Genomic DNA, 26426 nt, shown 5'->3' with positions numbered 1-26426 from the left:
TTAATATTCTATCTTTTCTAGGAATAAGCCTGAAGGCGGTGCTGTATATTCAGCCGGTTTAAACTTGCCGGCGTGTTTTCCGTTCAGCAGCGGGAATATTTCATCTGCGGAAAGCTTTCCCCTGCCAACTTCAGCAAGTGTGCCGACTATGCGGCGTACCATCTTCCACAGGAAATGTGAAGCTTTGATGCGGATATAAATTTTGTTTTCGTCTTCGGTTATGGTTAAGGATTCCACCATACACTTGGTTGATTTTTCGCCGGGAGTATCATCAGAAAACGCTTTGAAGTCATGCATTCCCGTGAACAAAGGTGCCGCTTCTTTCATTTTCTTAACACTTAGCTTATCCTTTACCCACCACACAAAGCGTTTTTCAAACGCCGTCCGGCGTTTAGATATAACATAGAGATACTGCCTTGATCTTGCGCTGTGGCGGGCATGAAAATCAGGCCGTGCTTTTTCAATTTCCAGGATATTAATATCACCGGGCAGCTCATCATTGATCTTCATTTTCAGAATCTCGGGCGCAAGCATTGTTTCGCATTCCAAATGTGCAACCTGCTCTGATGCGTGTACGCCTGCATCGGTCCTGCCTGAGCCCTGCAGGTCGATAAATTTATTTACGCCTTTGTTTCTTTTAAAAACAGCCTGTACAGCAGTAATCAACGTGCCCTGTACGGTTTTAACCTTGGTTTCTCCCGGCTGTTTCTGCCAGCCTGAGTAGTTAGCCCCGGCGTATTCGAGATAAATCTTGAATTTCATATTTTGCTGATTTTCATATTACAAAGATAGGTATATAATTAAACCGGTACTAATTATTACTGAATTTTTCTTCAAGCCAGTCTTTTAAGCCAATCGAGTGATTGTTTTTAAATATCATTTCTGCATTAATCAGCCTGTTTTTATCGTCTGAAATCCTGTACTGAACAAGCTCGCCGAAACATGAAACAAAGTTTAGGTATGTTTGCTTCTGGAAATCAGAGATCTCCGTGCTGTTATTGAGATATTTTTTGAATGTTTCAAGCAGGCTTAAAGCTTCTTCATAATAACTGAGCTCAAAATACGAAATAAGCATTGAGCTTCTGACTTCAAGCTTGTAAAATGCAGTATTCAGATCTATTTTCTGCGCAGATTTTAGTACACTTTCAAAATCCTTTTCTTTCAGGCTTACAAGCATTCTGCAGTAGTTCAAAGTATTGTTTTTGTCGTCATCTGAAATCAGCTTACCGTTCTCATTTATAAAGTTTTTCACCCATTTAATTTCACCAAGATCAACGGCGGTTTTGCACGTGTTGCGGAAGAGTGACGGGTGAAATGAATTTGAACCATTGTAGGAAATAATACTGTTGTTAAGCTTAATAATATTCAGCTCAAACAGCTCCCTGATAAAGCTGTGATCGCCTGAATTAATTTTTTTAGCGCAGACATTTTCAGCAGTTGAAAGAAGGAGGAACTTTTCCTTAAAGCTGAATTTTGAAAGGTGCGCTGATACTATTTCCTTAAGCAGGTAATAGTATGTATTATCTTCAGAGCTTATAACGGCATTTACAGCATAGTAATAAGGTGCTATAAAAATAAACTCATCAGGATAATTTTCTTTGATAAGCTCTATAATGCCTTCATCGTTTATCAAATCATTAAACTTCAGGAATTTTACATCTTTGCCCTGCCGTTTATAGTAATCACCAATCAAAACCAGGTTTGCGCGGGTTTTATAGTGCGCTACCAGGAAATCAAACAGCTGGCTTGATGCAATTTCTTCTATATTATTAAACGCCTCATGCTGCCGGCTCCGCACAGAAAGATAGTGCGCGCTTTCATTATTTATGAAAACAAGATCTTTGAAATAATTTGAATCAAAAGAGTTTTTTGTAAGATCGTTTCTTAATGAATCCAGCGCTTTTATAAAAAACTTATCAAGCCCTTTTTTATTTAAATCAGAAACCTGTTTTTTTTGCCGAAGCCTGCTGTCGTTTTTAAATGCTTCAAATTCCAAAAAAGCGAGGCATTTATTATAGTAATCTGAAAGCAGGTTCTTGAGAATGTTATCATTATATTTTTTACCCGGGAATACGCTGCTGTAAAGATTCTCATTGTTCAGCTCATCTGATGTAAATGACGGGTAGAATTTTTTTAAATACGCAGTAAGCTTAACTAAGTTAGAATTTTTATTGAAATATGGTGATTCAATAAAATCACCAAAAACAGAAAACTCTGTTTTTGAGAGTGTTTTCAGGATTTCCAGAGATTTAGTCTTCAGCATCGTTATTATATTTTCCGGTAAAATATGCATAAATTTTGCAAAAATCGAGAATAATACGTGCGTACCCGCATTTTACGATATTATATTTTGTTATATTTTTCTTTGCTCTGCTTGGCCCTGTAAGTTATTATTGTGCACGTTTGAGCACAATTGTGCACATTAAGAAATGACTAAACCAAAAACCAGGAAAATATCAAAGGGATACAGATTAAAGCCTGAGACACATGAACTGATAAAAGTTTTGCAGGAAATGTTTGATACAAGCGCTGATACCATAATATATAAAGCCTGCGAACAGTATTACAATCAAAAAGTAAAAAAAATTAATAAATAAAATATAATGGATTACAGTATAAAAAACCTAAAATACTTACTATCAATTGTATCAATAGCGGTTATTGTAGTATATTTTTCATTTTCCGGAACTTTAAATGAATTTTGGAGCAGCTTATCAAAAAGCGAAGAACAAAAATATTTTGAAACAAGAGAAGAAAACCTTGAGAAACGCAGAAAGAAAAACGAAGAGAGAAAAAATAAAAATCCATATGAAAATTACGAGAAAGCATATAACAAAAAAATCCCATCAACGGAAGAGCTTAACAGAATAGAAAAAGAAGTATTTTCAATGCCCGGTGAAGACATTACAGATATGCAGCCTTATGATACATGGAAAAGCCTTGGTCCAAACGGAATGGTGATTGATATTGATAAAAAATACTGCGGCCGGGTGCTTGATCTTGGGTTTGAAGGAGCGCCTACTTTGCTGGTTGGTTCAGCCAGCGGAGGTTTATGGAAACTATGGGGAGCCGGAAGTATTCCGGCTGCAATATCAGATGATGTATCCAAGCTAATAATAGGAGCTTTTGCAACTAATCCAAATGATACAAATAACATTTTAATTGGAACAGGTGAACCAGCCGTAACCGTAGGAGACGGGATGTTCCGGACTACTAACGGTGGGATAACCTGGCTTCCGGTTGCTCTTCCATTGCAGCCTAATAATTTTTACAGAATTAAATACCGTCCCGGCTCTAACAGTGTGGTTCATGCCGCTACTAATGGAGGTTATATGCGCTCTGATAACGGAGGGATTTCCGGCTCGTGGAATCTGCTCCTCAGTGGAATTGTGACAGATGTCTCTGTTGTATCTTCAAGTCCGGATATATTATATGCCGCTGTATATGGAGATGGTTTATATAGATCAAACAATAACGGAGATAATTTTACCCGGATAAATACAATTCCGGTTTCTGCCGGTAACTGGGCTACAGCTTCAGTATCTATCGCACCTTCAGACCCTAATTATGTATATGTATCTATTGCAAACTTTAACGGAAGAACAACGGGTTTTTTCAGAACTACAAACGGGGGAAACACATGGCAGGATATTTCATGGAGAAATCATTTAAACGAAATTGTGGATATTCACTGGAACCAGGGCAATTATAACAACTGTATCTCAGTATCACCTGTTAACAGGGATGTGGTTCTGCTGGGCGGCGGGTCTTTGCTCAGAACTTCGAACGGCGGAGCAAACTGGTTTGAGTTCAGCAGCGCTGATGTGCATCCTGACCAGCAAATAATTAAATGGTACAACAGCCAAAATGTTTATATAGGCAATGACGGAGGAATCAACTATTCTACAGATGCCGGATTAACATGGTACACAATTCTTAATGATTTTCCTTTTACACAATTTTACGGGTTTGATGCCGCTGTATTTAACAATACAATTTTTATGGGAGGCGGTACGCAGGATAACGGAGTAGTTATTTCCACAAACAACGGAGCGAACTGGAATATTGTAACTGGTGGTGATGGGTATGATTGTGATATAGATAAAAGCAATCCAAGCAGAATGTTCTGCAGGTTTAACGGAAGTTTTTCCAAAACTACAAATTGGGGGGTTAACTGGTCACCCGCGGGTACAGGTTTAAACGGTTCAATAAATATTTCCAATATTGAAAATGACGGTACACCAAACATTGCTCCTTATTTATACATTGGAAACGGAAATAAAATTTTTGAATCAACCGATATGGGTTCAACCTGGACTCAATTTACTTCTCAAACCTTCAATACCAATGTGTGGCGCATTAATGCGGCTAAGTACTTAAGTTCACAGACAGTCATATATTCTATTCTTTGGAACGGGGGGAATCCAAATTACGATGATATGCTGTGGGTTTATGATAACGGCAGCTGGTATAACCGCGCTGCAGGATTACCTTTGGTACCATTAAGATATGTTGCACAGCATCCCAGAAATAACAATAAAGCTTATGCATTAACGGAAAACTTTCAAAGTAATCAGAAAGTTTTTAAAACTACTAACAGGGGCATAAACTGGTCCAATATTACCGGAGACTTGCCTAACATTCCGGTTATGGATCTAGTTCCGCACCCTGTAAACGATAATATTTTATTCCTGGCATCAGATTACGGAATGTGGAAAACATCAAACGGCGGTTCAAACTGGTTCAGGTGGACAGCGGGAATGCCTGTTGGCAACAAAATAACAGAACTGGAGTATATTGACAGTGTTTCTAACGGTAAATTCTATATAATGGCGGCTTCACACGGCAGAGGAGCATGGATAAGAGACGGAGCTAACGATAACTTTGTGGGATTTAATAACAATGAAACACCTGCTAAATTCAGCTTAAGCCAGAATTATCCCAACCCTTTTAATCCCGCGACAACAATAAAATTTTCACTTGCCTGGGCAGAAAATGTTAACATTAAAGTTTACGATATTACAGGTAAGGTTGTAAGTGAGCTTGTAAATTCCAGGTTTAAAGAAGGCAGCCATACGGTAAAATTTGACGGCTCTAATCTTGCATCAGGTGTATATTTCTACAGGATAACCACTTCGAGATTCAGTGACGTTAAAAAAATGATACTGGTAAAATAATTAAAATTATGAGAACTGTTTTTATAATAGTATTATTTTCAGTAATTAATTCTGCTTTCAGCCAAAGTGATGATTATAAATATACAGAACCGGGTGATTCAACCCTGCTGAAAGACGGCGGCAGGATAATAACACTGATAGATAACAACGATTTTTGTGTGTTCACAGAATATGATATATTTCTTGAAACGGTAAAAAGCTATTCAAACAGCCCGGCTGCAAAAAAAATTTATGAGGTATTTATTAATTATAAAGGCACGGGAAACATTATTGCTGACAGTGCAGCCGGAGACCCCGGGTTATCTGAGAAATTGAGAATGGTAAAAGGTGTTGTAATTTCCACCGGTAAAATTTTAATACTGAATAAAATTACCGGTAATCTGGAAAAACAAATGACACATGAATATGATAAAAATATGTGTACAACCCTAAAAACAGGCAATAAAACCATAATATGGTATTGTATGGGACAAAATTGAATAATTCAACAAATTAAATTATAAGGAACAACGATGAAAAGAAAATTAATTTTAGCTTTTGTATTATTTGCGGTAACAGTTGCATCAAAAATTTATTCCCAGGATCTGCCTTACAGCGGCAACTTAACCTGCACAATAGGCGGAACGCCGTTCAGCGGAAAAATAACCTCCGCAATTTATATGGCTGCTGATGATGTATTGAATTTCAACATAGAAAACGGAAGCGGCGGGCTATTTCAGTTTGCAATTTCGCAGCCTAAAAAAATGATTCAACTACAAATGCCTTTTACTGCAAACTATGAAGTTCAGTACCCGCGCCTGACAACAAATTCCGCAGAGCATATGTTTTACTTTACTTATAACAGGGATAAAAACAGGACAGAGAATAATTATGTTATGCTTAATGCACAATTTAAGCTGAACAGGTTTGATCTTACTGATAATACAATTCAGCTCGAATTTTCAGCAACTGTAATTTCGGGAATGCTTCAGCCTGATGGCACATTCAGAGAAACTGACAGGCTGATTATAGAGAACGGGGCCACAGATAATATAAAGTTTATGGGATTATAAATCACCCAACAGGCCATAATAATAAAGCCTGCTTTTTAAAAGCAGGCTTTATTATTAACTGTGAATTTTATGTACAGGCTTTTTTACTCGCCCCATTTACGCAGACTTGGAGCTATTCGCTGACCCTTTGTATTTCCCGGCGCGGCGGTTTTTTTCTGCGGATTGGGTTTTCTGGGTGTATCATCATTATCGCATGAACTGCCTGCAAGCTGGTTTGATGAACAGTTCCACCAGTCTTTAACATAATCCAGGTGTCTTCTGAACCAGTTACTTTTTCTGTTAAAGTCAGTTGGGTTCTTAACCGCATCCATACCATCTTTCATGTGTTTATCGGCATTGAATTCATCCATGTTGCCTGATTCACTGCCTTTGCCCGGGTTATTGGAATCCTTGCGATACTTTGCGATTTTTTTGAAGAAGTCGTTAGCTGTTGTTAAACGCGCTTTATAAAGCGCTGAAGTCGGGTCATTTGGATATGATTTAAACTCAGTAACATTCTTAAGCTCCTTGCCGTCACCGCGAATCATCCACCCGAAATTTTCAACAAGCTCTTCTTCTCCGGGGTTTGTACCTGTGAATTTAACTGACTTAAAGCGGTAAATCGGGTAGAATTTTCCATCATCACCTTTCATAACATCGCTTCCCGGTTCATCAAAATAGCTTACTTCTATCTTATCGCCGTTTTTTTCAAAAAGCGTAATTCTCCCTTTATCATCACGTGTGATATTTACAGCCTGCGGGCGATAAAATTCCAAAATTGATTTCTGGTAACCTTCGGGCATCATTCTCATGTAGAAGCCATCGCCAATATAAGCCCAGTTGCCCGGGTCAATTTGTTTCTTCATCAGGTTTGAAGGCGGGTCGCCCGGCAATACCGCCATACTTTCAATTTCTTCAAAATTGCTTGAGGGATCGGTTAATTTTCCGCGCAGGTCTTTGTAGAATTTTGCCGTAGATCGGACTTCTTCCGGCAGAAGGTCAAGCGGTACATCGCTTATGCCAACACTAAGCTCTGCAATTTCCGAAGGAGTGAGAAGCGGTTTTACGCGGAGCTGAAGCTCCGGCTGCAGGTCTGTGAATTTAGCACCGTAAATAATTGACCACAGTAAAAGCTGGATATCTCTTTGCGCAATTTCCGGGTGATCTGCTGATCGGGTTAAAATATTTGTAACCAGGTTATCAAGCTTGCCTTTGATAGGTGCTATTAAATGACCTGAACCTTTTGTGGGTCCGTGTGTTCCGGCTTTAAGGCAGTAGCTTTGCACAGTAAGCCTGTAGTAACCGGGTCCAAGCGGCGCGTTATAGTCAGCAGGCTCAACCGGATCGTAATAATCTCCTATATCATTTACCCAGAATGAAACAGGGTAGGCATCATCTATTGATGTGGTGATATTTTTTTCTTCGAGGATATCCGGAACGACAGTTTTTTTGATGATATCTTCGAATTGTGCCATTGTAACAAATGGTACAAGCAAAACCATTAAGAAAAATAGTTTTTTCAGCATGATGGTGTTAGAATAATTAATTGATTAATATACAAAAATAAACAGAAAATATTAATTTCCTGTTATCAAAAAAGCTGACTTGAAAATGAATGAAAGGGCTGCATTGAAAAATTTTTTCGTTTCTAATCCACCCATTTGCGAGGAGTAGTTTTCAAAATAAATCTCAAAAAGGATTTCTTAGGAGCATTTTGAAACAAGTGAAAATTCTGTTACTTTCTTTTGAGCGATTCCCGCATCATGTGCGGGACATGCGCCAGAAAGTAACCAAAGAAAAATCGACCGCTGATGAAAATTTCCTAAAATTATCTTCGCCGTACAGGAAAATAACCCGTCCGGCTTGATGCGCACCCTAGGTGCGATTTGCCGGACTCAAACAAATTTTCCTGTGTTCATACTGCGAAGCTAATTTTTTTACGGAAATTTTCAAAGGCGGTTTTATATGTGAGTAAAATGCTGAAATGGGAAACTGCTTCAAAATTGTTTTACATCACAATTAAAAAAGGGGCTTAATAGCCCCTTTAATCTGAAAAATAACTGCACCAAGAATATAATTCATGCCATCAGAAATGGTGGTTAGATAGGAGCACTAAGTTAAATAACTTATTATTTCTTTTTTGATATAAGTGCATCTATGCTGTATTTACCGGCACCGATGAAAAGAAGAGCCATAAATACTGCGAACATTTCCATAGGATAAATTACCCTGTTCCATGGATCGAGCTTGGAAGTATGCTGAATGAAAGCTACAAGCATTGTAAATGCCATAAAAGCAGCTGCGGGTCTGGTGAATAAACCGAACAGGATCAAAATTCCCCCGCCAAATTCTGCGGCAGCAGCCATAAATCCCCAGAAAGTTGGCGCAAATGTTATGCCGAGGTTTGCCATCGAGCCACCCAGCTTAGTCCAAAGCTCGGGTCCCCCGAACATTTTACCCCATCCGTGAACGAAAATAAACGCAAAACCGATACCAATTCGCAAAAAAAGCGTTCCTGCATCGCTGTACTTGTTAAGAAAGTTTGTTATCATAATAATTTATAGTTAGTTAGCGGTTAGTTATGTGTTGTAACACAAATATAGGTGTAATAAGTTTCAGGGGTGTGGATAATAATAAGGGGCTGTCTCTATTTCGAAGTAACGGACTATTTTAATGCGAGAAAGCAGCAATTTGGATTTGTAATTTCAACGGAGCATTTTGATACCACCCCGCAATCCGGCGGTTGCCGGATTGCCTCCCCTCCTTAATTAAGGAGGGGAGCAAAATTATACAATTATTATTTCTTAATAGTGAATTCGTGTTTAAGGGAATCGTTGACCATATAAAGCCGGAGGCTTTTGGTGCTGTCGGCATTTATCTTTATGGTGTTATATGATTTATCAACGGTAACTGACGCGTTATGATATCCCGGTGAGAGCATTACAATTTTTACAAAATTTTCATCGCTGCTTAATTCACTAATTAATTTTCCTTTTTTAAAAACTACATCGCGGTTTATCTGCATATAGAGCTCTTTGCCGTACAGAGATTTATCAAAAATAATTTCGTAGTTCTTTAGTTGTTTTTCCATCTCACCTTTTCCGATCTTTTCAATTGCATTTACGCAGTTATTCCACTCTTTGCTCCATGAACTTTGAACAAAGCTCATACCTGAATTACTTATTTTAGCGTGTTTACCCGGCTTCCAGCTTAAGTAAATACTTTCACCGCCGCGGTCATAAACTTTTTCTTCAAATGTATCAATTTCATCGAACCTGTTATCCCTGAACACTGCATAAAGCTTATCAAGCTCAGAATCCGATAATTTAAAATCAACGCGGGTAATTGCGCCGCCATCATTTATTTTATAGAAACAGGAATCTTTAGATATATAAATATTTTCACTGTAATACATCATGCCGCCGCTTTGGGAATAGCTGAATGTGATGTTATCGGGGCGTTTTTCAGGAAGGGGAGTGTTATCAGAGCCGGAAGTGCTTTTTGCGCAGATAAATCCGCTGAATATGAACGCTATATTAATTAAAGCTATTGTTAAATACTTCATTTTCAATTTCATAATATTTTTCAGTTAGTTATGTTACTGAAATTTCCGTGGTTTTGTTCCGTTGATACAAAATTAAGTATAAAATTTTAAACACACCCCGTCACGAGCTTTGCTCGTGCCACCCCTCTCAAGAGGGGAATTTAATTCAATAAAATGCAAAATTCAGATTATTACATAAAAAAGCTTGGACTCGAAAAACACCCGGAAGGCGGGTGGTTTAAGGAAGTTTACAGATCATCAGAGGAAATATCGGGCGAACATCTGCCGGAAAGATTTTCGGGTAAAAGGCATCACTCAACTTCGATATACTTTTTGCTGAGCTCAGATACTTTTTCGGCATTCCACAGAATTAAAAGCGATGAGCTTTGGCATTTTTACGAAGGCTCACCCGTTACAATTTATATGATAAGCAGTGAAGGAATTTACAGCGAGATCACTTTGGGAAGAAATATTGAAAGCGGTGAAGTGCTTCAGTGTGTCATTCCGCACGGGGTGTGGTTTGGCGCAAAGGTAAGTTCTGCGGATTCATTCTGCCTGGTTGGCTGCACGGTCGCTCCGGGATTCCATTTTGATGATTTTGAATTAGCAGAACGTGATGAGCTTTTGAAATTGTTTCCCCAGTATAAGGAAATAATTGAACGATTAACGGGGAATTAAAAAAAGTTTAATGCGGCTGAGTAAAAAATTCATTTCAGCCGCACTAAACTTATATAGGAGGAAGCAAAATCAGGGTTAGATCACATTTCTAAATTTTTTTCATCTTCTTTAAAATGAATTGAATACAGGTCTTTTCTTCTATCCTGCCAGTTCAGAACACTTCCAAGTTTTTGCTGACGTTTAATCAGGTTTATATCAAGATCATGGAATATTAATGTTTCTATGTTTGGCGAGCATTCCGCGGCAATTCCGTCACGTTCAAACGGAATATCGGAAGGGGTTAATATTGCTGATTGAGCGTAATGAATATCAAGATTTTCAACAGCCGGGATATTTCCCACGCATCCTGCTATAACAGTATATACCTGGTTTTCAACACATCTTGCGTGCGCACAGTATCTTACTCTTAAATAGGCTGATCTTTCATCAGTATTGAAAGGGACAAATATAATGTTTGCTCCTTTTTCTACAGCAATTCTGGATAGTTCCGGAAATTCAATGTCATAACAGATCAATATTGCTATTTTGCCTTTATCCGTATCAAAAACTTCTACTTTATTGCCGGGTTTAACTCCCCACCATTTACGTTCACTTGGAGTTATGTGAATTTTATACTGTTTGCCAATTGTACCGTCACGCCTGAAGAGATAGGAGATATTATAAAGATCATTACCTTCAAGGGTGAAATGTGAACCGCCGATAATATTTATATTATATTTTATAGCAAGTTTGGTAAAGACCTGGAGATACTTAGGGGTATATTCTGATAGTTTGCGCATCGCTATGCCCGGGCGTTCGGGTTTCATAAACGTAAGGAGCTGGCTGGTAAACATTTCAGGGAAAAGAATGAAATCGCATCTGTAATCAGAAGCAACATCTATGAAATACTCACAATATTTCGCGAAATCTTTGAAATCTTTCAATTGACGCATTAGATATTGAATAGCGCAAACCCTTACATACTCAGGTTTATTGCTGAAGGATCTTGATGAATTAGGATCGTAATCAATATTGGTCCACTCAAGATACGTAGCGTATCCCATCGACTCTTTATCAGATGGGAGGTAATCCGGGATAAGTCTTATTAATACAAAGTTGTTTGAGATTTGCGGGGTTAAAACCGGATCAACCAGCTCTTTTGAAATAACTTTATCAATATACTCCCTGGCACCTATTTTAGCGGAGTACTTTGAGTACCCCGGAATCCTTCCGCCTATGACGATCCTTTTTAAATTGAAACTGCGGGCAATCTTCTTTCTTTCATTATACAACCTTCTGGAAAGTTTCAGTCCCCTGAAATCAGGAGAAGTCATAATTTCTATTCCGTAGAGAGTGTCCCCGTTCACATCGTGGTTTGTTATAAATCCGCCATTGGTAATTTCATTCCAGTTGTGCACAGAGGAGTACTCATCAAAATTAAGTATCAGGCTTGAAGAAGAAGCTATGATCTTTCCGTCATATTCAATACACACCTGTCCTTCGGGGAAAACTGAAATAAGACTTTTAAACTGCTCAGGTGACCAGGGTTTCATTTTCGGGAAACACTTTTTCTGAAGAACCGTTATAGCATCATAATCTTTACCTTCAAGAGGTCTTATCTTCAGTTTTTTTTCGAACTGTTTCAGGTTTAATTCACTCATGAATTTTCCTCCTTAGATTAATATCTTAATATCAGGGCAATTTTGCCGTACTGATCAAGTTTTCCGTTTTCAAAAAAAACCACCTTGCCGCCCTTTGATACAACATTCTCAATAATTTCGTCAACAGCATCATCAGTATGTAAATCGCTGTCAGAGGCGGACTTGTCACCGGGTACAAAACCCTTTTCGGTAATAGTACCTATCATTGAAAAGTTGATTTCTGTTAGCAGGGTCAACCCCCTGCCTTCTTTCGCCAGTTTCCAAACCTCATCAATTCCGGCGGCAAATTTTTTTGCACCTGCGGCTTTTTCAACTTCTTTAAGAATATCAGCTCTTATCACGGCAAATCCGTTTTTAGCGATTGGCCAGATAAGTTTTGCCAATTCATCGCGGGATGAGTTTCCATAGTTTCCGGTAAGCTCACCCAGTACGCGGGACCTAGATTTTGAGATCTCCTTAAAAAGAGCGATTTGCTTTTGGGTACCTGCAATTATGTACGGTATATTTTCTGAACCGCTTATTTCAATCAGCAATAGATCTACTTCACGCAAATAATTTTTTAATCTTTCTTCATTTTCGTGTATCCTGTCGTTAAATGAAGTATCGGTAATTTCTCCTGATTTAATATCATGAACAAAATTCTTTAAAGGAAGTTCGGGGTGATTAATTTCAATAAGATTTTCCCTTATTCCCGAATAGAACCGGGTATTTTTTTCATCGATTATTAATGCTAGATAAGGCTGCGAACGGTTAAGGCCAAATACAAGATCCCTGGTCGCAAAACTCTTATCAATTATTACACGTTCTTTTACCGGGAAACTGAAATTGAATTTATAATTGTCATCGTTACTTATGAATACAGCCAAGCCATCGAGCAGATTATTATAATCTACACTCTCAGCAAGATCGTTCAGTTTTTGAGTTATGCCTGAAATGTCACTTTTTTCGGATTCTTCCCTGAGCCTGCGCTGCGCTGTGCTGACAAGGTTTTTCAGTCTTATCTTATCCTGCTGGTTTTCGGGGAAACTCCGGTGGGTAGGCATTAAAATTGAAACACAGGGAAATGTTCCTTTATTCTGAAGCTCCTTTAAGATTTGTCTGTTCATCTTTATATCCTTTTCTTTTAGAAAGCAAAATTTAATCCATAAATCAGTAAATAATGAATAGTTTAAATTATGCTTTATTTAAATTATTATTTGATTACATTACTTTTTATTATATTATTATTAAATTAATATGTTTGCTTTATTAATTACCGCGAAAGAAAACAGATGAAAAAAATTAATTCAATTATTGTCCCGGTTGATTTTTCCCAGGCGTCAATAGAGGCTGTAAGATATGCCGCGTTCCTGGGAAAAAAATACAACTCAAAAATACATTTAATTAATATTATACCGGGATTAAATTATTTTTTCGCATATCCGGATGCCGGGATTACTTCTGCGCAGGTCCTGAGCTCGCATCAGAATATGGTTTCTGAATTGATGCGAAATAACAAAGTGAGATTATCTTATATAGAAAGTACGGATTATTTGAAATTTGTTCAAGTCAAAAGCACAGTAATAGCGGGTAGTAACATATATTCAGATATAATATCATTTGCAGAAGATAAAAACGCTGATCTGATAGTAATGGGTTCAAACGGTAGTTCATCTTTAAAGAAAACATTCATTGGTTCAAAAACAGAACGGATAATGAGATTAACTTCAATTCCTGTGATAGTAATACGCGGCCGCCACGGCCAGAATAAGATCCACAAAATAGTATTTGCATCCAGATTTGAAAGGGATTGTTACAAGGTATATCCCGCATTAAATAACCTGGTCAAAGATTTTAATCCTGTTATACATTTACTCAGAATAAACACTAAAAACGAATTCAAGTCCTTTGATGAATTGAAGGACGGCATCAATAAATTCTCAAAAAGATTCCAGGGCAATTTTGTTCCGCACGTTAGGGCAAGTTATGAAATTGATGAAGGAATTACCAGGTTCGCCAGGTCAGTTAAAGCAGATCTTATAGCAATAGGACTGAAAAGAAAAAAAGGAGCTTCGAGGATATTGGGAAGCAGGACAGCTGAAGGGGTTTGCAGGTTAACAAACATACCTGTACTCGCAATTGATATTCCTTAATTGCGTACGGCCGGATCAATACAAGCAGGCGTTACTTAATTATCACTGTATCTGTTTTGAATTTTTCTTTAAGATACGCGTAGATCTTTTCAATTGCGATCTTCCTGTTCTTTGATGAAATATTCCTTCCCCAGTTAATAGTAAATGAAGGTATTACTCTGACTTTGAGAGAATCAGTGTAATTATTTTCAACAGACTTTTCGAATTTAATGTTTTCAATATCTGGATAATTGCTCTTTAACTCTGCTGCCGATTGAGAAAAGATAATTGAATCATTCGTATAATAGTTAAGTTTTTCTTCCAGCTGTTCAGTTCGTTTTACGTTTTCATCAAGTCTTTTGCTGAGCTCAGCAAGCTCTATGATAGTATTCCTTGTTTCTTCCCCTTCGTGTTCATCAACTAATCCTACCTGAATGATACTTAATTTCATATCATTTAACCCAAAAGAGGACATCTTCTTGCTTAATGAATCCAGCTTAAGAGAATCAATCTGTTCACCTGCAAGAAGTATTTTCAAAGTAGTTGAATCGCCTTTTCTGATGGAATTCCACCTCAGTACATTAGTTTTATCCGAAGCAACATTCCGGTTGATAAAAATATTGATCTTTGCGTTTGTTCTTGCTTCGATTATTATTCCGTAAAAAATATAGATACTGGGTACTGTAATTAATAAGACAAGTGCCATAACGACAAAGCGCATTCTTTTTTTAGTTGCAGCGTTAGGATAGACCTTATACGGAAACCTGAGGAATCTGACAATAAAATATACCGAAAGGCTGATAAATACGGCGTTAATGAAGAAGAGATAAATTGCGCCGAAAAAGATCTTCGCGTTTCCGCTGGCAAGACCAAAACCGGCTGAACAAATTGGAGGCATTAAAGCTGTAGCAATTGCCACCCCCGGGATTGCATTTGCAGCCTTTGAGCGGGACCCGGCAACTATTCCGGCAACTCCGCCAAAAAATGCGACTCCAACATCAAGCAGTGTTGGGTTTGTTCTTGCCAGGATCTCGGTCGTGGGGCTGCCAAGCGGAGAGACCAGAAAGTACGCAGTGCTTGTTAATATGCTTAAAACAACAGCGATCGTAAACTCTTTTACCGAGATAAGTATTGATTCTTTATCGTGAATACCGAAAGAAAGACCAATTCCTAAAATCGGCGACATAAGCGGAGATATAAGCATGGCGCCGATTATAATTGCAGGTGAATTTACATCAAGACCTATTGAAGCCAGCAAAGCAGAACAGATAAGGTACCAAAGGTTAGCTCCCCTCATGGGTATAGCTGATTTAATAGATGCAACAGTATTAACCTTATCAGTATCTGATTTCAGGTCAAAATAGTCCTGGAACTTTGCAATAAAGCTGTGTAATTTATTATTAAAAGGCTTAAGCATAAACAGTAAAATTCAATATAGTATTATTTAAAAAATTATTCTATGATCTTAACGCCACACATCAGCCCGTGACCTATACCTTCAGCATCTGAATATGCCATTTCAATATTTCTCAGGATCATTGCCACCTGCGGCCCGATTACGCTTGCCCAGAAATCGGCGACAGGAAAGCGGTCTGAATTCCTGAAAAGCCATGCAAGAAACTTAAATTCCTCTTCCATAAGCTCGATCTCTTCACTTTCAATGAATGCAGAGATCCTCTTATCTTTATGATTGAGTAAAGCCTCAAGAAAGAATATTACCCTGTTCCAGCTATTCTTATAAGTGACAAGCTTATTCCAAAAAGTTGAATTTTCCGGGATGTACTTTTCTAAATATTCCAGGTTTATCTTAAGATGTTTAGGTTCACCCCGGTAACCATGATCTATTAGCCTGTTAATCTGGTAGCGCAGTTGAGTTGTTACAGGACTCAACAGCCCGGTATCCATATGTCTTCCCACAAAGATGCTTCTATCGTGCATATAACTAATTTCTATTTTCCTGCCGGCTTCTTTGGCGGCGCGCTCCAGTCTCATTTTGAGATCAGAAGGTTTCCAGTAGCATAAGTTAAACCACTCAATTTTATTTTTTTCGCGTTTATCTTTATTGTAAAGATATGCCATAGAGTAAGGCAGTAATTCTTTATCTGATTTCCAGTGTACAGGCCATTCAGGTGAAAATTTTCCGTGTACATCAAAAATGAATACTGAATCCTTTTGAGCGTGCGAGAAGATCTGTCTGAAAAGAGATTCTAATGTATCCGGTGTAAGGTGAGAAAGAGCGCCATAAGACGAAAAATAAATATTGAAAGGTTCATGGTTCAGAATTGCCGGCGGCAGACCTTCTTCGAGATTTGCATATTCAAACTTGAAATTGTGCTTTCCCCTATAATTTGCACGACCCTGCGTGATCATCGAAGGGCTGATATCCAGTCCGTAATACTCGCGTATCTTGATAGGAAGAAGGACGAAATTTTTGTTTACCATTTCTTTGGGGTTTGAAGGCGGTATATGTGTTAAAAGCTCTATACCTTCTCCGCTGCCGCAGCCCAGATCAAGTATTGTAATCGTTGAGTGCTCTTTTAAGAATTTCTCAATGAAAGGTCTGCAATATGTTTTCAGTACCATATCTTCCCAGAATTTTCTTACATTGTCTTTTTTCCCGAAAAGACTTGCTTCTTCATTGCCGTAAAAACCCATCGAAACAGCTGTTTCGTAAAACTCGGTACGGTTTTGATTGCTTCTTATCTTTGACATAATAAAACCTCCTGTAATGAAATTTTAATTCAATAATTCAGTTAGTAATGGTATTGATCATATACAATGTAAAATTTTCGGGGATAATAACAAGGTAAATAATATATTTTGGTTATATTTAACAGTATTGATGATTTTATTTAACAAAAATCAAAATCAATTTTACTATATTTGTACAAATAACCATATACTTATATGATAGAAACCTGGATATTAGTAGTAACATTGTTTCTGCCCAGAATAGCGCTGGCTATAGCTTACTTCAGCCACCAGATACCGGCAAACAATATTCCGTTCATTGGCGATATATTATTGTATGCATTTTTTCCGAGACTGCTGATGATCATATATATTTATGATAACATGGGCTGGGAAAATCCCTGGTTCTGGATACATATTGTGGTAGCAATTCTGGTTTATACAAAAGGCTCACATGAAACCTATAAGAGGAAGTTCAGAAGAAGATAATTTGTTTAGCGGAGTGATCTCATTTTGCAGTTAATTTCCCGATCGCTTCATTCAGCCAGTCTTTGTTTCTGAAGTGTTGAATTGAAGCAAGTTCTTTTTTAAGCAGGCTAAGCTCAGTAAAGCCTGCTTTATTTTTTTCCTTTAGCTGCTGCTTGATTTTAAGCAGTAACCCCAGGTACTTTAAAAACAGTTTCATATCTTTTTTAACATCTTCCTGTTGTCCGAAATCTCCTTTCAGGAACTTCAACGATGAATTTATAACTGACTCGGTTTCGTCAAAATAATTAAGATCAAAGTATATTTTTGCTGTAAGATTTCTCATCATTTGTTTGTGATATGGAAAGTCAGTAGAAATTACTGCAAGTTTTTTTAATGCTTCGCCATAATTTTTTTGAGCATAAAGAATTTCTGCGCTGATATAATTTTCACAGAACAACTTGCTATCGGCAGATACCCTGCTGATATTTTCTTTCAGAAAATTTTCTGTCCATTCAAATTTCCTGAGCTTTACTGCATTCATCGCAATTCCCAAAAAAAGTGAAACGTTAAATGATTGCTTTCTGTATATAAGACCGCTTGATAGGTATGCGCAGTCATTATCAAATTTTTCGAGGTGGAATTTCTCATCTCCCTGTGATATTTTATCAAGGCAATAATTTCCTAAACAAATAAACAGGTTGTTTCTGTCAACCGTTTCCAACACACTATAATTCCGGCTGAACAGCTCTTTCAGGCTGTAATAAAATTTTTCTTCTTTTGTTCTCAGCATCAGAACCAGATTATAATATATAAGTATAAGTTTATTTTCTTCAAACAACGAAGGACTTTCATTGATATGCTTTAACACTTCTTCATACAAAGGCAGGGTGAACCTGAAATTTATCATATTTTCAAGATTAACGGCAAGCAGGAAAAGCTGCATTACACGTGATATGTAGAACATGTGAAAGCTGTTGATCATTTCCTGTGTTTCATTATATTTGAATCCCTCAGAACCGGATAAGTAATGATGGTTATAATCATCGGTTCGGTGTTTGTCGTAAAAATATTCCGGGGAATGTATTCTCTCTTTAAGTATTGAATAATTTCTTCCGGTCTGTTTTTCGAATTCTTTGTTCAGTCTCCTTTCAAAAAATTCAATTAACAAATAATGCTCACCTTCAAAACTATTTTCTTTAAATCTTTTTATTTTAAGGTATTCTTCTGCAAGGCCATATAAGTTTGAAAAGAGATTACGCAATACAGGATCGTTATATTTTTTACCGGGATAAAGCAAAGAATATATTTGTTCTTTTCCTGGAAAATTCCTTTCATCAAAAGGATACAAACCGGTAATAATATTCATTAGTTTAACTACTTTTTCGGTTGAATAATTTTTTCCTGATGTAAAAAAAGGAGAATTTACAAAAAGCTCTAACTCTTTTATTTCCTTTAAAGAAAAAGTGTGCAATAATTTAAACAGTTTAGTCTCTTTCATCCCTTACAATATTTATTTGAATTCTTTAAAAATAAACAAAAAACAGGATATTTTATACAACAATCCCATACAATTATAATTAATTTTATTTGCCCTCTATTACAATTTATATTAGTTTTGAAAAGCGCATAAATTTATGGATTAATTGTAAAAAAAGTTTAATCCCCGGTAGTTTTAATACAGATAAAATTTATGCGCTGATAAATTCTGTAATAAATTAAACTATTGGGGATTTTTTATAAATTATTTAAATACATGAAGAAAACTTTTCTGCTTATTTTATTATTGACCTCTTCATTCAATGCCCAATGGGTAAAAACAGCAAATGGTTTACCTGATCCCGGTATAAATATAAACTGTTTTACCAGCCATAATGGAAATTTATTTATGGGTACCGGCGGCCAGGGAGTATTTTACAGTACAAACAACGGTGATACATGGGTACAGAGATTAACAAACAATTCTGTTTACTGCCTGCTTTCTGATAGCATTACATTATATGCCGGTGCTCTTAGCGGCGGATTGAGAAAATCAACAAATAACGGGGTAAACTGGAGCTCTGCTTCGCTGAATAAAACAGTTCGTTCAATAATTAAAAGCGGTAACAGTCTATACGCAGCAACTGATCTTGACTGGGTATATAGATCGACCAACAACGGAGTTAACTGGATCCAAACGGGAAATATAGGTTTTCCTTTAAGAGCTATTATAGAAGTGAGCAATATCATTATAGCCGGTACAAATTCCAATGATATTTATTTAAGCTCTAACAGCGGATTAAACTGGATAAATGTTACACTCAATTCCGGTTTCAACGGCGCACATTGTTTTACTTATAACGGTACCGCTTTATTTGCCGGCGGAGCCGGCGGTATCCTGCCGGGAGTATTTAAATCAACAAACAGCGGTTCAAACTGGATATCATCGGGATTTGATACTGCAAACATTACATCGTTAGCCAGCTTTGGCAATAATATTTTTGCCGGCACTTATGATGATAACGGAGTTTTCTGGGTTTCGGGTGATAATGGTATAAACTGGCAACAAAGAAATGAAGGTTTGAACGTAAGCGAATTAAGAGCCCTGCACATTCATAACAATTATATTTTTGCAGGAACATGGGACAGCGCAGTTTACCGGAGACCGGCGGGTGAAATTATCGGAATAAAACAGACCGGCAGCAGTTTACCGGTAAACTTTAACCTTGGGCAAAACTATCCGAACCCGTTTAACCCTGTAACAAAACTTAATTTCATGCTGCCAAAAGAGGGGTTCACAAAACTTGTAATTTTTGATATAACAGGAAGAGAGGTTTCTATTATTTTAGATCAGCGGCTTGAACCCGGAACATATGAAATTGATTGGGATGCAACAGAGTATTCCAGCGGAATATATTTTTATACCCTGCAGAACGGAGATTTTAAAGAAACAAAAAAAATGATATTAATAAAATAAGCAGTGCAATAAATTAAATAATAATATTAACTATATGGAAAAATTAATAAAAAAAGACATTTCTGATCTTAAAAAAGCAGGTATTTATTTTTTAATGTGTTCGCTTCTTTTGTGTATAACATTTACCTCAACTGGCTGCGGAACCGAAAATCCCGGTACACCGGGCAATACTACAGAATTTTGTTTTTTCTCAGAATCAAATGACAGCGGAAGAACATGGAGTAATGCTGATTCTTTCGGACCTGAATTTAAAAAACTGTATTCCGGTGTACTTATTGGGTCAACGGGCACATATCTTATTTGCGGTACAAATTCCCAGGATCAGGGTGCTATATGGAGATCTGTTGATCAGGGTGAAAATTGGACACAGGTTAAATCAGAATTGGACTATTTCAGTCAAATAATAGAAAATTATTACAGCGGCTCGGTAATATTTGCCATATCAGAGGGCAATTATGATCGAAAATTATTCAGATCAACTGATGACGGAAATACATGGACAGAACTTTCTCTTCCGAACCCTACAAAAGTGGTGCCTGTAAGTTTTTCAGACAGATGGCTGGCTACTGAAACCAGTGATTTAAAATATTCTGATAATAACGGAGATACCTGGCAAACAGCATATTCAACTTCAAATAACCCTGTATACGATATTCAGTATCCATCAAACGGTAGTGGTACCGCAGTCGCAGTATATACAGGAGGAATACTGCGATCCACAAACAGAGGTGAGAATTGGTCAATCGTTCTTCCTGAAACTTTTCCAGTCGGCACTAATCTTTCTATAGGCAGCGATGGCAATGGTATTTGTTTTGAGGGTTCAGGTAACGGAAACCAACAGCAATATAAAACAAATGATTTTGGAGCAACGTGGGTGTTTAACGTCAGTTATTCAAATTTTCAATTTTATGATCTTCTGACATTAAATCAAAATCTGATAATTCTTTCAACCGGAGAAGGAATAAAACTATCTACTGATATGGGGACTACATTTACTCAAACCTCTATAAACTTTCTGACCAGGGATATAAATTATGTTGGAGGCGAGTATATGTTTGTGATGGGGGGCAGGTAATTTTACAATATAATATATACATAAAGCTTTAAATTAACGGGAGCATTGTTATGCTCCCGTTAAGTTTATATATAAAACTTAGATCATTCTTTCATCACAAGTTTCAGCAATGTCACTTTCTCTTTTTTTTAATAATTTTTTTCGCAAGCTGCCAAACAAATTAGTTAAATAGCTTATGATTGAAAGAAACAGTAAATACATTTAGATCTCTAATTGTTTAATATTTGAAAACTAATGTTAATATAAATTTACAAAATACCCGGCATTGTTGTAACCCTGTTGCTTTTAATTTTTCCGTTTTCAATTTCCCAAAGCATCACCCAAAGTGATTCGCCCTCAGTTCCATCTGTTTTGAATTTTCCTTTCAGATTTATCAGTGCGATAACATGGTTTTCATTTTCAAAGAATTTTACAGGTTCAAACTTAAGTATCTCTGTGGTTTCTCCCATTTTTGCAAAAAAGCCAGGCATACTTTCTTTTCCTTTGTATACACCTGCAAACGGAACCACATGAGGTTTGCCGTCTATCCATAGTGATGCACTATCATGGAATTCTGCATCATCAGCAAGCATATCTATTATTGCGGGTATGTCACGCTTTCCGAAATTTTCATAAAGCTTTTGTACTATTTGTGTATTTGTCATTTTTACTAAATTATTAAGTTATTGAATTATTTCATGCCAAGCTGTGTCATCATTGCCTCTGAATCCCAGTAACCCCAGTGTTCGCTGGCTTTTTCATCTTTAAAAAGCAGCCAATCGAGTCCTGTTATATCTATTGTTTTACCGCTTGGCGGCATTCCCATCCACTCACCTTTGTTTGTACCTGTCAGTCTAATCATTACGGCAGCTTTTTTCATATCCCCGCTTACGATAACATCTTTAACTTCGATCCTGAGATCAGGAAAGGCTTTAAAGAACATTCTGAATGCATCTTTGAGTCCGTTTAAACCGGGCTGTTGTCCCGGGAATGGAGAGTGCTCAATGAAATCTTCAGTAATATACTCACCGAACTTATCGTATTGCTGCATGTTTATTACGCTGTATGCGTCATAGATCTTTAACGTAAGTTTATCCTGGGCATTTATTGAAACAGCTGCTGCAAAACAAAGTATAACTGCAAAACATTTTTTAATATTCATTTTATTTCCTTTCTGTTTAATTTTTATTTACTGCGTTTTGAAGAGTTCCTGAAGTATTGTATTTTTCGTAGCTGGCTCTGTATCCAAGTATTGATCCTACAGGTGCAAGTAAAAATGATAGGAGGTTCTGAATTCCGAGAGGAATTTTTGCCAGGTAAGTTTTCGCTTTAAGCTTTCTAAGCCATACCATAACCTGCAGGAACTCCGGCGCGCCTTTATGCAGCCTTCCATCGGCTGTTAAGCCGAGGAGATTTTCAAGAAAGACCTCGACGTCAAGCGAAGGTGTGAAGGTTTGCTCCATCACGAGGTCTTCTGTTTCACCGTTATAATGAGTGTGGGGTATACCTTTAGGCAGTGTTATCTTCCCGCCTGCGGCGATATGGAAGCTGTCTCCATCAAGCGTATAGCTTAGCTTTCCGCTTAACACTTTGAATGATTCATCAAACTGCGGGTGAACATGCTCCACCGGGTTGAATCCGCCCGGCTTTACTGTAAATTTTATCTTGGTGTACTTACCTCCAGTTTCAGCAGAGGTCTCCAGGAACTCTACAACATCACCGGTTATTTTATTTGTGATTATATCACCTTTTTTAACCATACTTTATTAAGAAATATTAAGAATTTTAAAAACAGGTTCTGTAATAACACCTGCGCTTTGCATTAGATCTTTAAGATGCGGGCGGTTTATACATGCATTGGCAGCATTTTCATCCGGTGCATCAAACAAGCAGAATATTTCGTTCTGATCATTTACTGAACGGAATAATTTCCTCAGGTTAACACCGTAAGATTTTCTTTCTTCTTCATCTTTATCGAAAACGGGTTTCCATTTATCCCAGTCAGCGATTTTGTGCCAAACTAAAATGTATACCATTGAATTTCTCCTTATTGTTTACAATTAATTTTTATTGATGCGAAGATATACCGGAAGAACAAAAATGCAAAGGGACAAATTATAAATATAGTGAAGATTAAATTTTGTAGAATTGCAGATATTTTGTTGATTTTTGAGTAAATTCTTAATATTTTTAGTATATTAGTGAAGAGTAATATGAGAAAAAACGAAGAAAAAACACTGAAAAATTCAAAGCTTTCTGATATGCTGGAAGGAATTTCGAATGAAGAGTATAAAAAATTTGGTTTATTTTTAAGCTCGCCCTATTTCAATAAAAGCAGAACAATGCAACAGCTGTATAATATTTTTAAAAAATACAGAGTAAATAACAGGACAGGTTCTCTTACTCGCAAAGCAATTTACAATGAGCTTTATCCGGGAAAAAGATACAATGATGTACTTCTCAGAAAGCAGTTATCTGATTTTACAAAGTTGACCGGTGAATTTTTAATTGATGTTGAAGCAAAAAGCGAGCCTGCAAAAACAAAAAATTTATTACTGAGCTCATTAATAAAAAGGAATATTCAGCGTCCGGCAGGGCAGGCACTTAATGAGCTTGAGAAATTTTATGAATTCGCTCAGGAAAAAGATAACAATTATTATTACAACAGTCTGCAAACCGGCAGGTTAGCTTTCAGCTATTCAGGTTCAGGGCTGCATTCACCTGAAGAGCAGATCAGCGAACTTTCAAAACGGCTTGACCATTATTATCTTTCACTTAAGCTGCTTTTTTATTATGATATTCTGAACCTTAAGCTTCATTACAATAAAAGCATACAGTTTGATATGTGGGGATTTGATGAAATTGTAAAGTACATAGAAAAAAACAAGCAGGAGATCGAAAGTGATCATATTTCAATTTACGCAGATTATTTATCCGTTAAAATGCTGCTTGAGCCGGCAGAAAACAAACATTACGAAAAACTGAGATCATACATAGATAAAAACAAAAGCAGGTTTGTGAGACAGGAACTTGAAAAATTCTATGTATATTTATATAACCACAGTATTTACAGGCTTAACAGGGGCTTTGTGAAGGGCAATGGCGAGCTGTATGATATAATAAAAACAATAGACCGTGAAGATATCCCAATATGGAAGTTCTTTGCGTTCCACATCTTTTATATAAACGCAGTTACCAACGCATCAAGGGCGGGTGAGTATGAATGGATAGAAAGCTTTGTAAAAAGGAGAAAGGAATATATTCCCCCGGCATTCAGGGATGAAACGCATAACCTTGCAATGGCCAATCTTTATTTTACCAAAAAAGATTACAGCGAAGCGATGAAGTATCTGGTAAACGTTGATTACCCGAATTATTCATATTACCTGATGGCAAAGGATATGCTGATAAAGATCTATTGGGAACGGTCAGAACCCGAAGGAGTACTATCAACAATTGAGGCTATGAGAAAATTTCTTCAAAGAAAAGAGCTGATACCGCAAAGGTTACATGAATCATACACCAATTTTATAAATTGTGTAGGCCGGATGGTTGAGCCGGAACAAAAGGACAGCGATTATGAAGTACAAAAACTGCTTAAAAAAGAAATGATTTATGCGGATAAAGTTTGGATTGAAGAAAGATTAAATGATTCACAAAGGAAAATTAAATACAGATGACCTGCTGTTACATTTAATTACAAATTATACCGTAATTTAATTTAAAAATGTGGGAACTTATGGTGCAGTAAGTATAGTTTAACCTTGAAATAGCTGATTTACAAATTACCTCCGTAAACACTATTTGATATGTCATGATCATTCAGTTGTGGCATTATAATACAGAAAAAGGGCATTTATGCCCTTTTTTTATTTCTGTAAACCTAATAATTGTTAGGTAAAATGTTTAGTTTTCGCCAACCCATCTTGCTGCCGCCGTATATTTACCATCAAATGTGCTGTTGAAATCGAATCCTTTTCCTATTTCAATTGTTCTGGTAAATTCCTGCCCAATTTCAATTCTTCCTTCAAAAAACAGGTTATCAGCTGTAATATTTGATATATCATCTCCCAATAGCGGCAGAATATTTAAATTAATGAGACCAAGCCCTGTGGCCGCAAAGAATGCTATGAAGAATTGAGTAAACGTAACAGCAGCACCTAAAGAACCGGCTATTACAATACCAAAAGCAACCAGACCCAGGGTCAAAGCAATTATTCCCATAACAACAAGAAATTTATCCAGTGCATCCAGGTTGCTTACCAGATCACCTTCTATGATAAATAAGTTAGCAGAAAATGTCTGCTGCTGTAAAGCCGGATCTATGGTAACAGTAAACAACTTATTATTTGCTCCAAGGCTGACAGTTTCATTTTTCCTGAACTTACCGATGAATCTTGGGGCAAGATCAATAGTATTGCCAACACTATCTATCAGAAATCCCCCTAAACTAACTTCATCTTTAAATGCATCATCGGGGTTCAAACATGTCATGCTGTCAACAAAAAAACCAAGCGTGCCGGCAGAAGCCGCCTGCTGTGGCTGCGGTAAATTAGAATTAGCGATTAGGGTTTTAAACGCAGAATTGAATTCTTCAATTTCTTTTTCAGTGAAACTGTATTTTTTCAGTTCAGGTTTATTTTTGACCTGCTCTGCAATTGATACTGCTGAGCGAAAATCAACATTAACAATATCACCATAAACCTGCGTTCTTTTTTCTGCGGGAGCCTTGAGCAATTCATTTACTTTATCAATTAATTTATTCCTCTTTTTCTTAGGCAGAACGCTAAGCAGGTCAAACACCGCGGATTCCAGGTTTTTTTCACCCTGCGGAAGCGGGTATAATGCGGGATTTTCAAAATGTGCCACGGCTTTTTCAAAGCCAAGCTTCACAGTATTTCCGGCGATCTTTTCAACCGCTTTAAGTTTATCGGCAGCTGATGATTTGTGAAGCATATCGTTCAGTCTATCCATGAATTTTCCGTTCAGCTTATTCTTATCAACGGTTATACCGGATTTAACTGAAGCTTTGAAATTCCCAATATTTTTGTTTTTTATTTTTGTGGTATCCAATTTTAT

At 37.1% G+C, this 26426-nt stretch carries 25 protein-coding genes; 10 read left to right on the top strand and 15 right to left on the bottom strand.

The features are described from left to right. Together truA and J0M37_02570 are read right to left on the bottom strand one after the other, a co-directional pair. The gene (gene truA, locus J0M37_02575; GenBank protein ID MBN8583954.1) at positions 1 to 762 is read right to left on the bottom strand and encodes a tRNA pseudouridine(38-40) synthase TruA; all 762 of its coding nucleotides are present in this window, start codon (positions 760 to 762) and stop codon (positions 1 to 3) included. A gap of 49 nt (positions 763 to 811) precedes the next feature. Next, a complete protein-coding gene (locus J0M37_02570; protein ID MBN8583953.1) occupies positions 812 to 2263 on the bottom strand; it encodes a hypothetical protein in 1452 nt (483 codons plus the stop codon). A 166-nt stretch (positions 2264 to 2429) separates the two neighbouring features. Here J0M37_02570 and J0M37_02565 point away from each other — a divergent pair, with 166 nt between their 5' ends. The 4 genes from J0M37_02565 to J0M37_02550 are packed head-to-tail and all read left to right on the top strand — an operon-like array spanning position 2430 to position 6229. After that, positions 2430 to 2597: a hypothetical protein gene (locus J0M37_02565; protein ID MBN8583952.1), complete on the top strand. Its 168-nt coding sequence runs from the start codon at positions 2430 to 2432 to the stop codon at positions 2595 to 2597. A gap of 6 nt (positions 2598 to 2603) precedes the next feature. Then, positions 2604 to 5177, top strand: coding sequence for a T9SS type A sorting domain-containing protein (locus tag J0M37_02560; GenBank protein MBN8583951.1), 2574 nt, complete (start codon positions 2604 to 2606; stop codon positions 5175 to 5177). An 8-nt stretch (positions 5178 to 5185) separates the two neighbouring features. Next, positions 5186 to 5656 (top strand): hypothetical protein, encoded by a 471-nt coding sequence (locus J0M37_02555; GenBank protein ID MBN8583950.1) that lies wholly within the window; start codon positions 5186 to 5188, stop codon positions 5654 to 5656. A gap of 33 nt (positions 5657 to 5689) precedes the next feature. Further along, the gene (locus J0M37_02550; protein MBN8583949.1) at positions 5690 to 6229 is read left to right on the top strand and encodes a hypothetical protein; all 540 of its coding nucleotides are present in this window, start codon (positions 5690 to 5692) and stop codon (positions 6227 to 6229) included. A gap of 83 nt (positions 6230 to 6312) precedes the next feature. Here the strand turns inward: J0M37_02550 and J0M37_02545 are convergent, their stop codons facing one another. From J0M37_02545 to J0M37_02535, 3 genes are all read right to left on the bottom strand, one after another. Then, a complete protein-coding gene (locus J0M37_02545) occupies positions 6313 to 7734 on the bottom strand; it encodes a hypothetical protein (protein ID MBN8583948.1) in 1422 nt (473 codons plus the stop codon). 603 nt (positions 7735 to 8337) lie between these two features. Further along, positions 8338 to 8760, bottom strand: a complete 423-nt coding sequence (locus J0M37_02540; protein ID MBN8583947.1) for a DoxX family protein — start codon at positions 8758 to 8760, stop codon at positions 8338 to 8340. Between the two features lie 245 nt (positions 8761 to 9005). Next, positions 9006 to 9773, bottom strand: coding sequence for a hypothetical protein (locus J0M37_02535; protein MBN8583946.1), 768 nt, complete (start codon positions 9771 to 9773; stop codon positions 9006 to 9008). Positions 9774 to 9926: 153 nt separating this feature from the next. Here J0M37_02535 and J0M37_02530 point away from each other — a divergent pair, with 153 nt between their 5' ends. After that, positions 9927 to 10430, top strand: coding sequence for a cupin domain-containing protein (locus J0M37_02530; protein MBN8583945.1), 504 nt, complete (start codon positions 9927 to 9929; stop codon positions 10428 to 10430). Between the two features lie 80 nt (positions 10431 to 10510). Here the strand turns inward: J0M37_02530 and J0M37_02525 are convergent, their stop codons facing one another. Then, a complete protein-coding gene (locus J0M37_02525) occupies positions 10511 to 12070 on the bottom strand; it encodes a GNAT family N-acetyltransferase (GenBank protein MBN8583944.1) in 1560 nt (519 codons plus the stop codon). 17 nt (positions 12071 to 12087) lie between these two features. Further along, positions 12088 to 13176, bottom strand: a complete 1089-nt coding sequence (locus tag J0M37_02520) for a hypothetical protein (protein MBN8583943.1) — start codon at positions 13174 to 13176, stop codon at positions 12088 to 12090. A gap of 165 nt (positions 13177 to 13341) precedes the next feature. Between J0M37_02520 and J0M37_02515 the strand changes: the two genes are divergently transcribed. Next, positions 13342 to 14202: a universal stress protein gene (locus tag J0M37_02515; protein MBN8583942.1), complete on the top strand. Its 861-nt coding sequence runs from the start codon at positions 13342 to 13344 to the stop codon at positions 14200 to 14202. Positions 14203 to 14233: 31 nt separating this feature from the next. On the opposite strand, the gene J0M37_02510 is transcribed toward J0M37_02515, so the two are convergent. Next, positions 14234 to 15598 (bottom strand): DUF389 domain-containing protein, encoded by a 1365-nt coding sequence (locus J0M37_02510; protein MBN8583941.1) that lies wholly within the window; start codon positions 15596 to 15598, stop codon positions 14234 to 14236. Between the two features lie 35 nt (positions 15599 to 15633). Next, the gene (locus J0M37_02505; GenBank protein MBN8583940.1) at positions 15634 to 16893 is read right to left on the bottom strand and encodes a class I SAM-dependent methyltransferase; all 1260 of its coding nucleotides are present in this window, start codon (positions 16891 to 16893) and stop codon (positions 15634 to 15636) included. Positions 16894 to 17088: 195 nt separating this feature from the next. Here J0M37_02505 and J0M37_02500 point away from each other — a divergent pair, with 195 nt between their 5' ends. After that, on the top strand, positions 17089 to 17361 hold the full coding sequence (locus J0M37_02500; protein MBN8583939.1) for a hypothetical protein: 273 nt from the start codon (positions 17089 to 17091) through the stop codon (positions 17359 to 17361). Between the two features lie 19 nt (positions 17362 to 17380). Here J0M37_02500 and J0M37_02495 read toward each other — a convergent pair whose 3' ends face one another. Next, positions 17381 to 18838 carry a hypothetical protein gene (locus tag J0M37_02495; GenBank protein ID MBN8583938.1) on the bottom strand — a complete coding sequence of 486 codons (1458 nt, stop codon included), beginning with the start codon at positions 18836 to 18838 and terminating at the stop codon, positions 17381 to 17383. A 255-nt stretch (positions 18839 to 19093) separates the two neighbouring features. On the opposite strand from J0M37_02495, the gene J0M37_02490 reads away from it, so the two are divergent. Together J0M37_02490 and J0M37_02485 are read left to right on the top strand one after the other, a co-directional pair. Beyond that, entirely contained in the window at positions 19094 to 20293 is a 1200-nt protein-coding gene (locus J0M37_02490) for a T9SS type A sorting domain-containing protein (protein MBN8583937.1), read from the top strand. A 34-nt stretch (positions 20294 to 20327) separates the two neighbouring features. Continuing rightward, entirely contained in the window at positions 20328 to 21368 is a 1041-nt protein-coding gene (locus J0M37_02485) for a hypothetical protein (protein MBN8583936.1), read from the top strand. A 248-nt stretch (positions 21369 to 21616) separates the two neighbouring features. Here J0M37_02485 and J0M37_02480 read toward each other — a convergent pair whose 3' ends face one another. Genes J0M37_02480 through J0M37_02465 form a run of 4 tightly spaced genes read right to left on the bottom strand, consistent with a single transcriptional unit; the run spans position 21617 to position 23383 of the window. Further along, a complete protein-coding gene (locus tag J0M37_02480) occupies positions 21617 to 22012 on the bottom strand; it encodes a nuclear transport factor 2 family protein (protein MBN8583935.1) in 396 nt (131 codons plus the stop codon). A 26-nt stretch (positions 22013 to 22038) separates the two neighbouring features. Further along, positions 22039 to 22509 carry an ester cyclase gene (locus tag J0M37_02475; GenBank protein ID MBN8583934.1) on the bottom strand — a complete coding sequence of 157 codons (471 nt, stop codon included), beginning with the start codon at positions 22507 to 22509 and terminating at the stop codon, positions 22039 to 22041. 16 nt (positions 22510 to 22525) lie between these two features. Then, positions 22526 to 23107, bottom strand: a complete 582-nt coding sequence (locus tag J0M37_02470) for a cupin domain-containing protein (protein MBN8583933.1) — start codon at positions 23105 to 23107, stop codon at positions 22526 to 22528. 6 nt (positions 23108 to 23113) lie between these two features. Continuing rightward, a complete protein-coding gene (locus J0M37_02465) occupies positions 23114 to 23383 on the bottom strand; it encodes a cyclase (protein ID MBN8583932.1) in 270 nt (89 codons plus the stop codon). 177 nt (positions 23384 to 23560) lie between these two features. Between J0M37_02465 and J0M37_02460 the strand changes: the two genes are divergently transcribed. After that, positions 23561 to 25027, top strand: a complete 1467-nt coding sequence (locus tag J0M37_02460) for a hypothetical protein (GenBank protein ID MBN8583931.1) — start codon at positions 23561 to 23563, stop codon at positions 25025 to 25027. A 226-nt stretch (positions 25028 to 25253) separates the two neighbouring features. Here J0M37_02460 and J0M37_02455 read toward each other — a convergent pair whose 3' ends face one another. Further along, positions 25254 to 26420, bottom strand: coding sequence for a hypothetical protein (locus tag J0M37_02455; protein ID MBN8583930.1), 1167 nt, complete (start codon positions 26418 to 26420; stop codon positions 25254 to 25256). Positions 26421 to 26426: the final 6 nt, after the last annotated feature.

This window comes from Ignavibacteria bacterium, from assembly GCA_017303675.1.
Classification (GTDB): domain Bacteria; phylum Bacteroidota; class Ignavibacteria; order Tepidaquicellales; family OLB5; genus OLB5.
The sequence above is the reverse complement of the archived record's forward strand: the minus strand, read 5'-3'. Positions and strand labels throughout refer to the sequence as shown.

What these genes read in the sequence shown, in the direction of transcription:
- J0M37_02520 (MBN8583943.1), bottom strand. Translation starts at nt 13,176, where the DNA reads ATGAACAGACAAATCTTAAAGGAGCTTCAGAATAAAGGAACATTTCCC.
- truA (MBN8583954.1), bottom strand. Translation starts at nt 762, where the DNA reads ATGAAATTCAAGATTTATCTCGAATACGCCGGGGCTAACTACTCAGGC.
- J0M37_02540 (MBN8583947.1), bottom strand. Translation starts at nt 8,760, where the DNA reads ATGATAACAAACTTTCTTAACAAGTACAGCGATGCAGGAACGCTTTTT.
- J0M37_02530 (MBN8583945.1), top strand. Translation starts at nt 9,927, where the DNA reads ATGCAAAATTCAGATTATTACATAAAAAAGCTTGGACTCGAAAAACAC.
- J0M37_02555 (MBN8583950.1), top strand. Translation starts at nt 5,186, where the DNA reads ATGAGAACTGTTTTTATAATAGTATTATTTTCAGTAATTAATTCTGCT.
- J0M37_02500 (MBN8583939.1), top strand. Translation starts at nt 17,089, where the DNA reads ATGATAGAAACCTGGATATTAGTAGTAACATTGTTTCTGCCCAGAATA.
- J0M37_02525 (MBN8583944.1), bottom strand. Translation starts at nt 12,070, where the DNA reads ATGAGTGAATTAAACCTGAAACAGTTCGAAAAAAAACTGAAGATAAGA.
- J0M37_02505 (MBN8583940.1), bottom strand. Translation starts at nt 16,893, where the DNA reads ATGTCAAAGATAAGAAGCAATCAAAACCGTACCGAGTTTTACGAAACA.
- J0M37_02460 (MBN8583931.1), top strand. Translation starts at nt 23,561, where the DNA reads ATGAGAAAAAACGAAGAAAAAACACTGAAAAATTCAAAGCTTTCTGAT.
- J0M37_02485 (MBN8583936.1), top strand. Translation starts at nt 20,328, where the DNA reads ATGGAAAAATTAATAAAAAAAGACATTTCTGATCTTAAAAAAGCAGGT.
- J0M37_02535 (MBN8583946.1), bottom strand. Translation starts at nt 9,773, where the DNA reads ATGAAGTATTTAACAATAGCTTTAATTAATATAGCGTTCATATTCAGC.
- J0M37_02570 (MBN8583953.1), bottom strand. Translation starts at nt 2,263, where the DNA reads ATGCTGAAGACTAAATCTCTGGAAATCCTGAAAACACTCTCAAAAACA.
- J0M37_02560 (MBN8583951.1), top strand. Translation starts at nt 2,604, where the DNA reads ATGGATTACAGTATAAAAAACCTAAAATACTTACTATCAATTGTATCA.
- J0M37_02475 (MBN8583934.1), bottom strand. Translation starts at nt 22,509, where the DNA reads ATGAATATTAAAAAATGTTTTGCAGTTATACTTTGTTTTGCAGCAGCT.
- J0M37_02470 (MBN8583933.1), bottom strand. Translation starts at nt 23,107, where the DNA reads ATGGTTAAAAAAGGTGATATAATCACAAATAAAATAACCGGTGATGTT.
- J0M37_02480 (MBN8583935.1), bottom strand. Translation starts at nt 22,012, where the DNA reads ATGACAAATACACAAATAGTACAAAAGCTTTATGAAAATTTCGGAAAG.
- J0M37_02490 (MBN8583937.1), top strand. Translation starts at nt 19,094, where the DNA reads ATGAAGAAAACTTTTCTGCTTATTTTATTATTGACCTCTTCATTCAAT.
- J0M37_02515 (MBN8583942.1), top strand. Translation starts at nt 13,342, where the DNA reads ATGAAAAAAATTAATTCAATTATTGTCCCGGTTGATTTTTCCCAGGCG.
- J0M37_02550 (MBN8583949.1), top strand. Translation starts at nt 5,690, where the DNA reads ATGAAAAGAAAATTAATTTTAGCTTTTGTATTATTTGCGGTAACAGTT.
- J0M37_02565 (MBN8583952.1), top strand. Translation starts at nt 2,430, where the DNA reads ATGACTAAACCAAAAACCAGGAAAATATCAAAGGGATACAGATTAAAG.
- J0M37_02465 (MBN8583932.1), bottom strand. Translation starts at nt 23,383, where the DNA reads ATGGTATACATTTTAGTTTGGCACAAAATCGCTGACTGGGATAAATGG.
- J0M37_02510 (MBN8583941.1), bottom strand. Translation starts at nt 15,598, where the DNA reads ATGCTTAAGCCTTTTAATAATAAATTACACAGCTTTATTGCAAAGTTC.
- J0M37_02495 (MBN8583938.1), bottom strand. Translation starts at nt 18,838, where the DNA reads ATGAAAGAGACTAAACTGTTTAAATTATTGCACACTTTTTCTTTAAAG.
- J0M37_02545 (MBN8583948.1), bottom strand. Translation starts at nt 7,734, where the DNA reads ATGCTGAAAAAACTATTTTTCTTAATGGTTTTGCTTGTACCATTTGTT.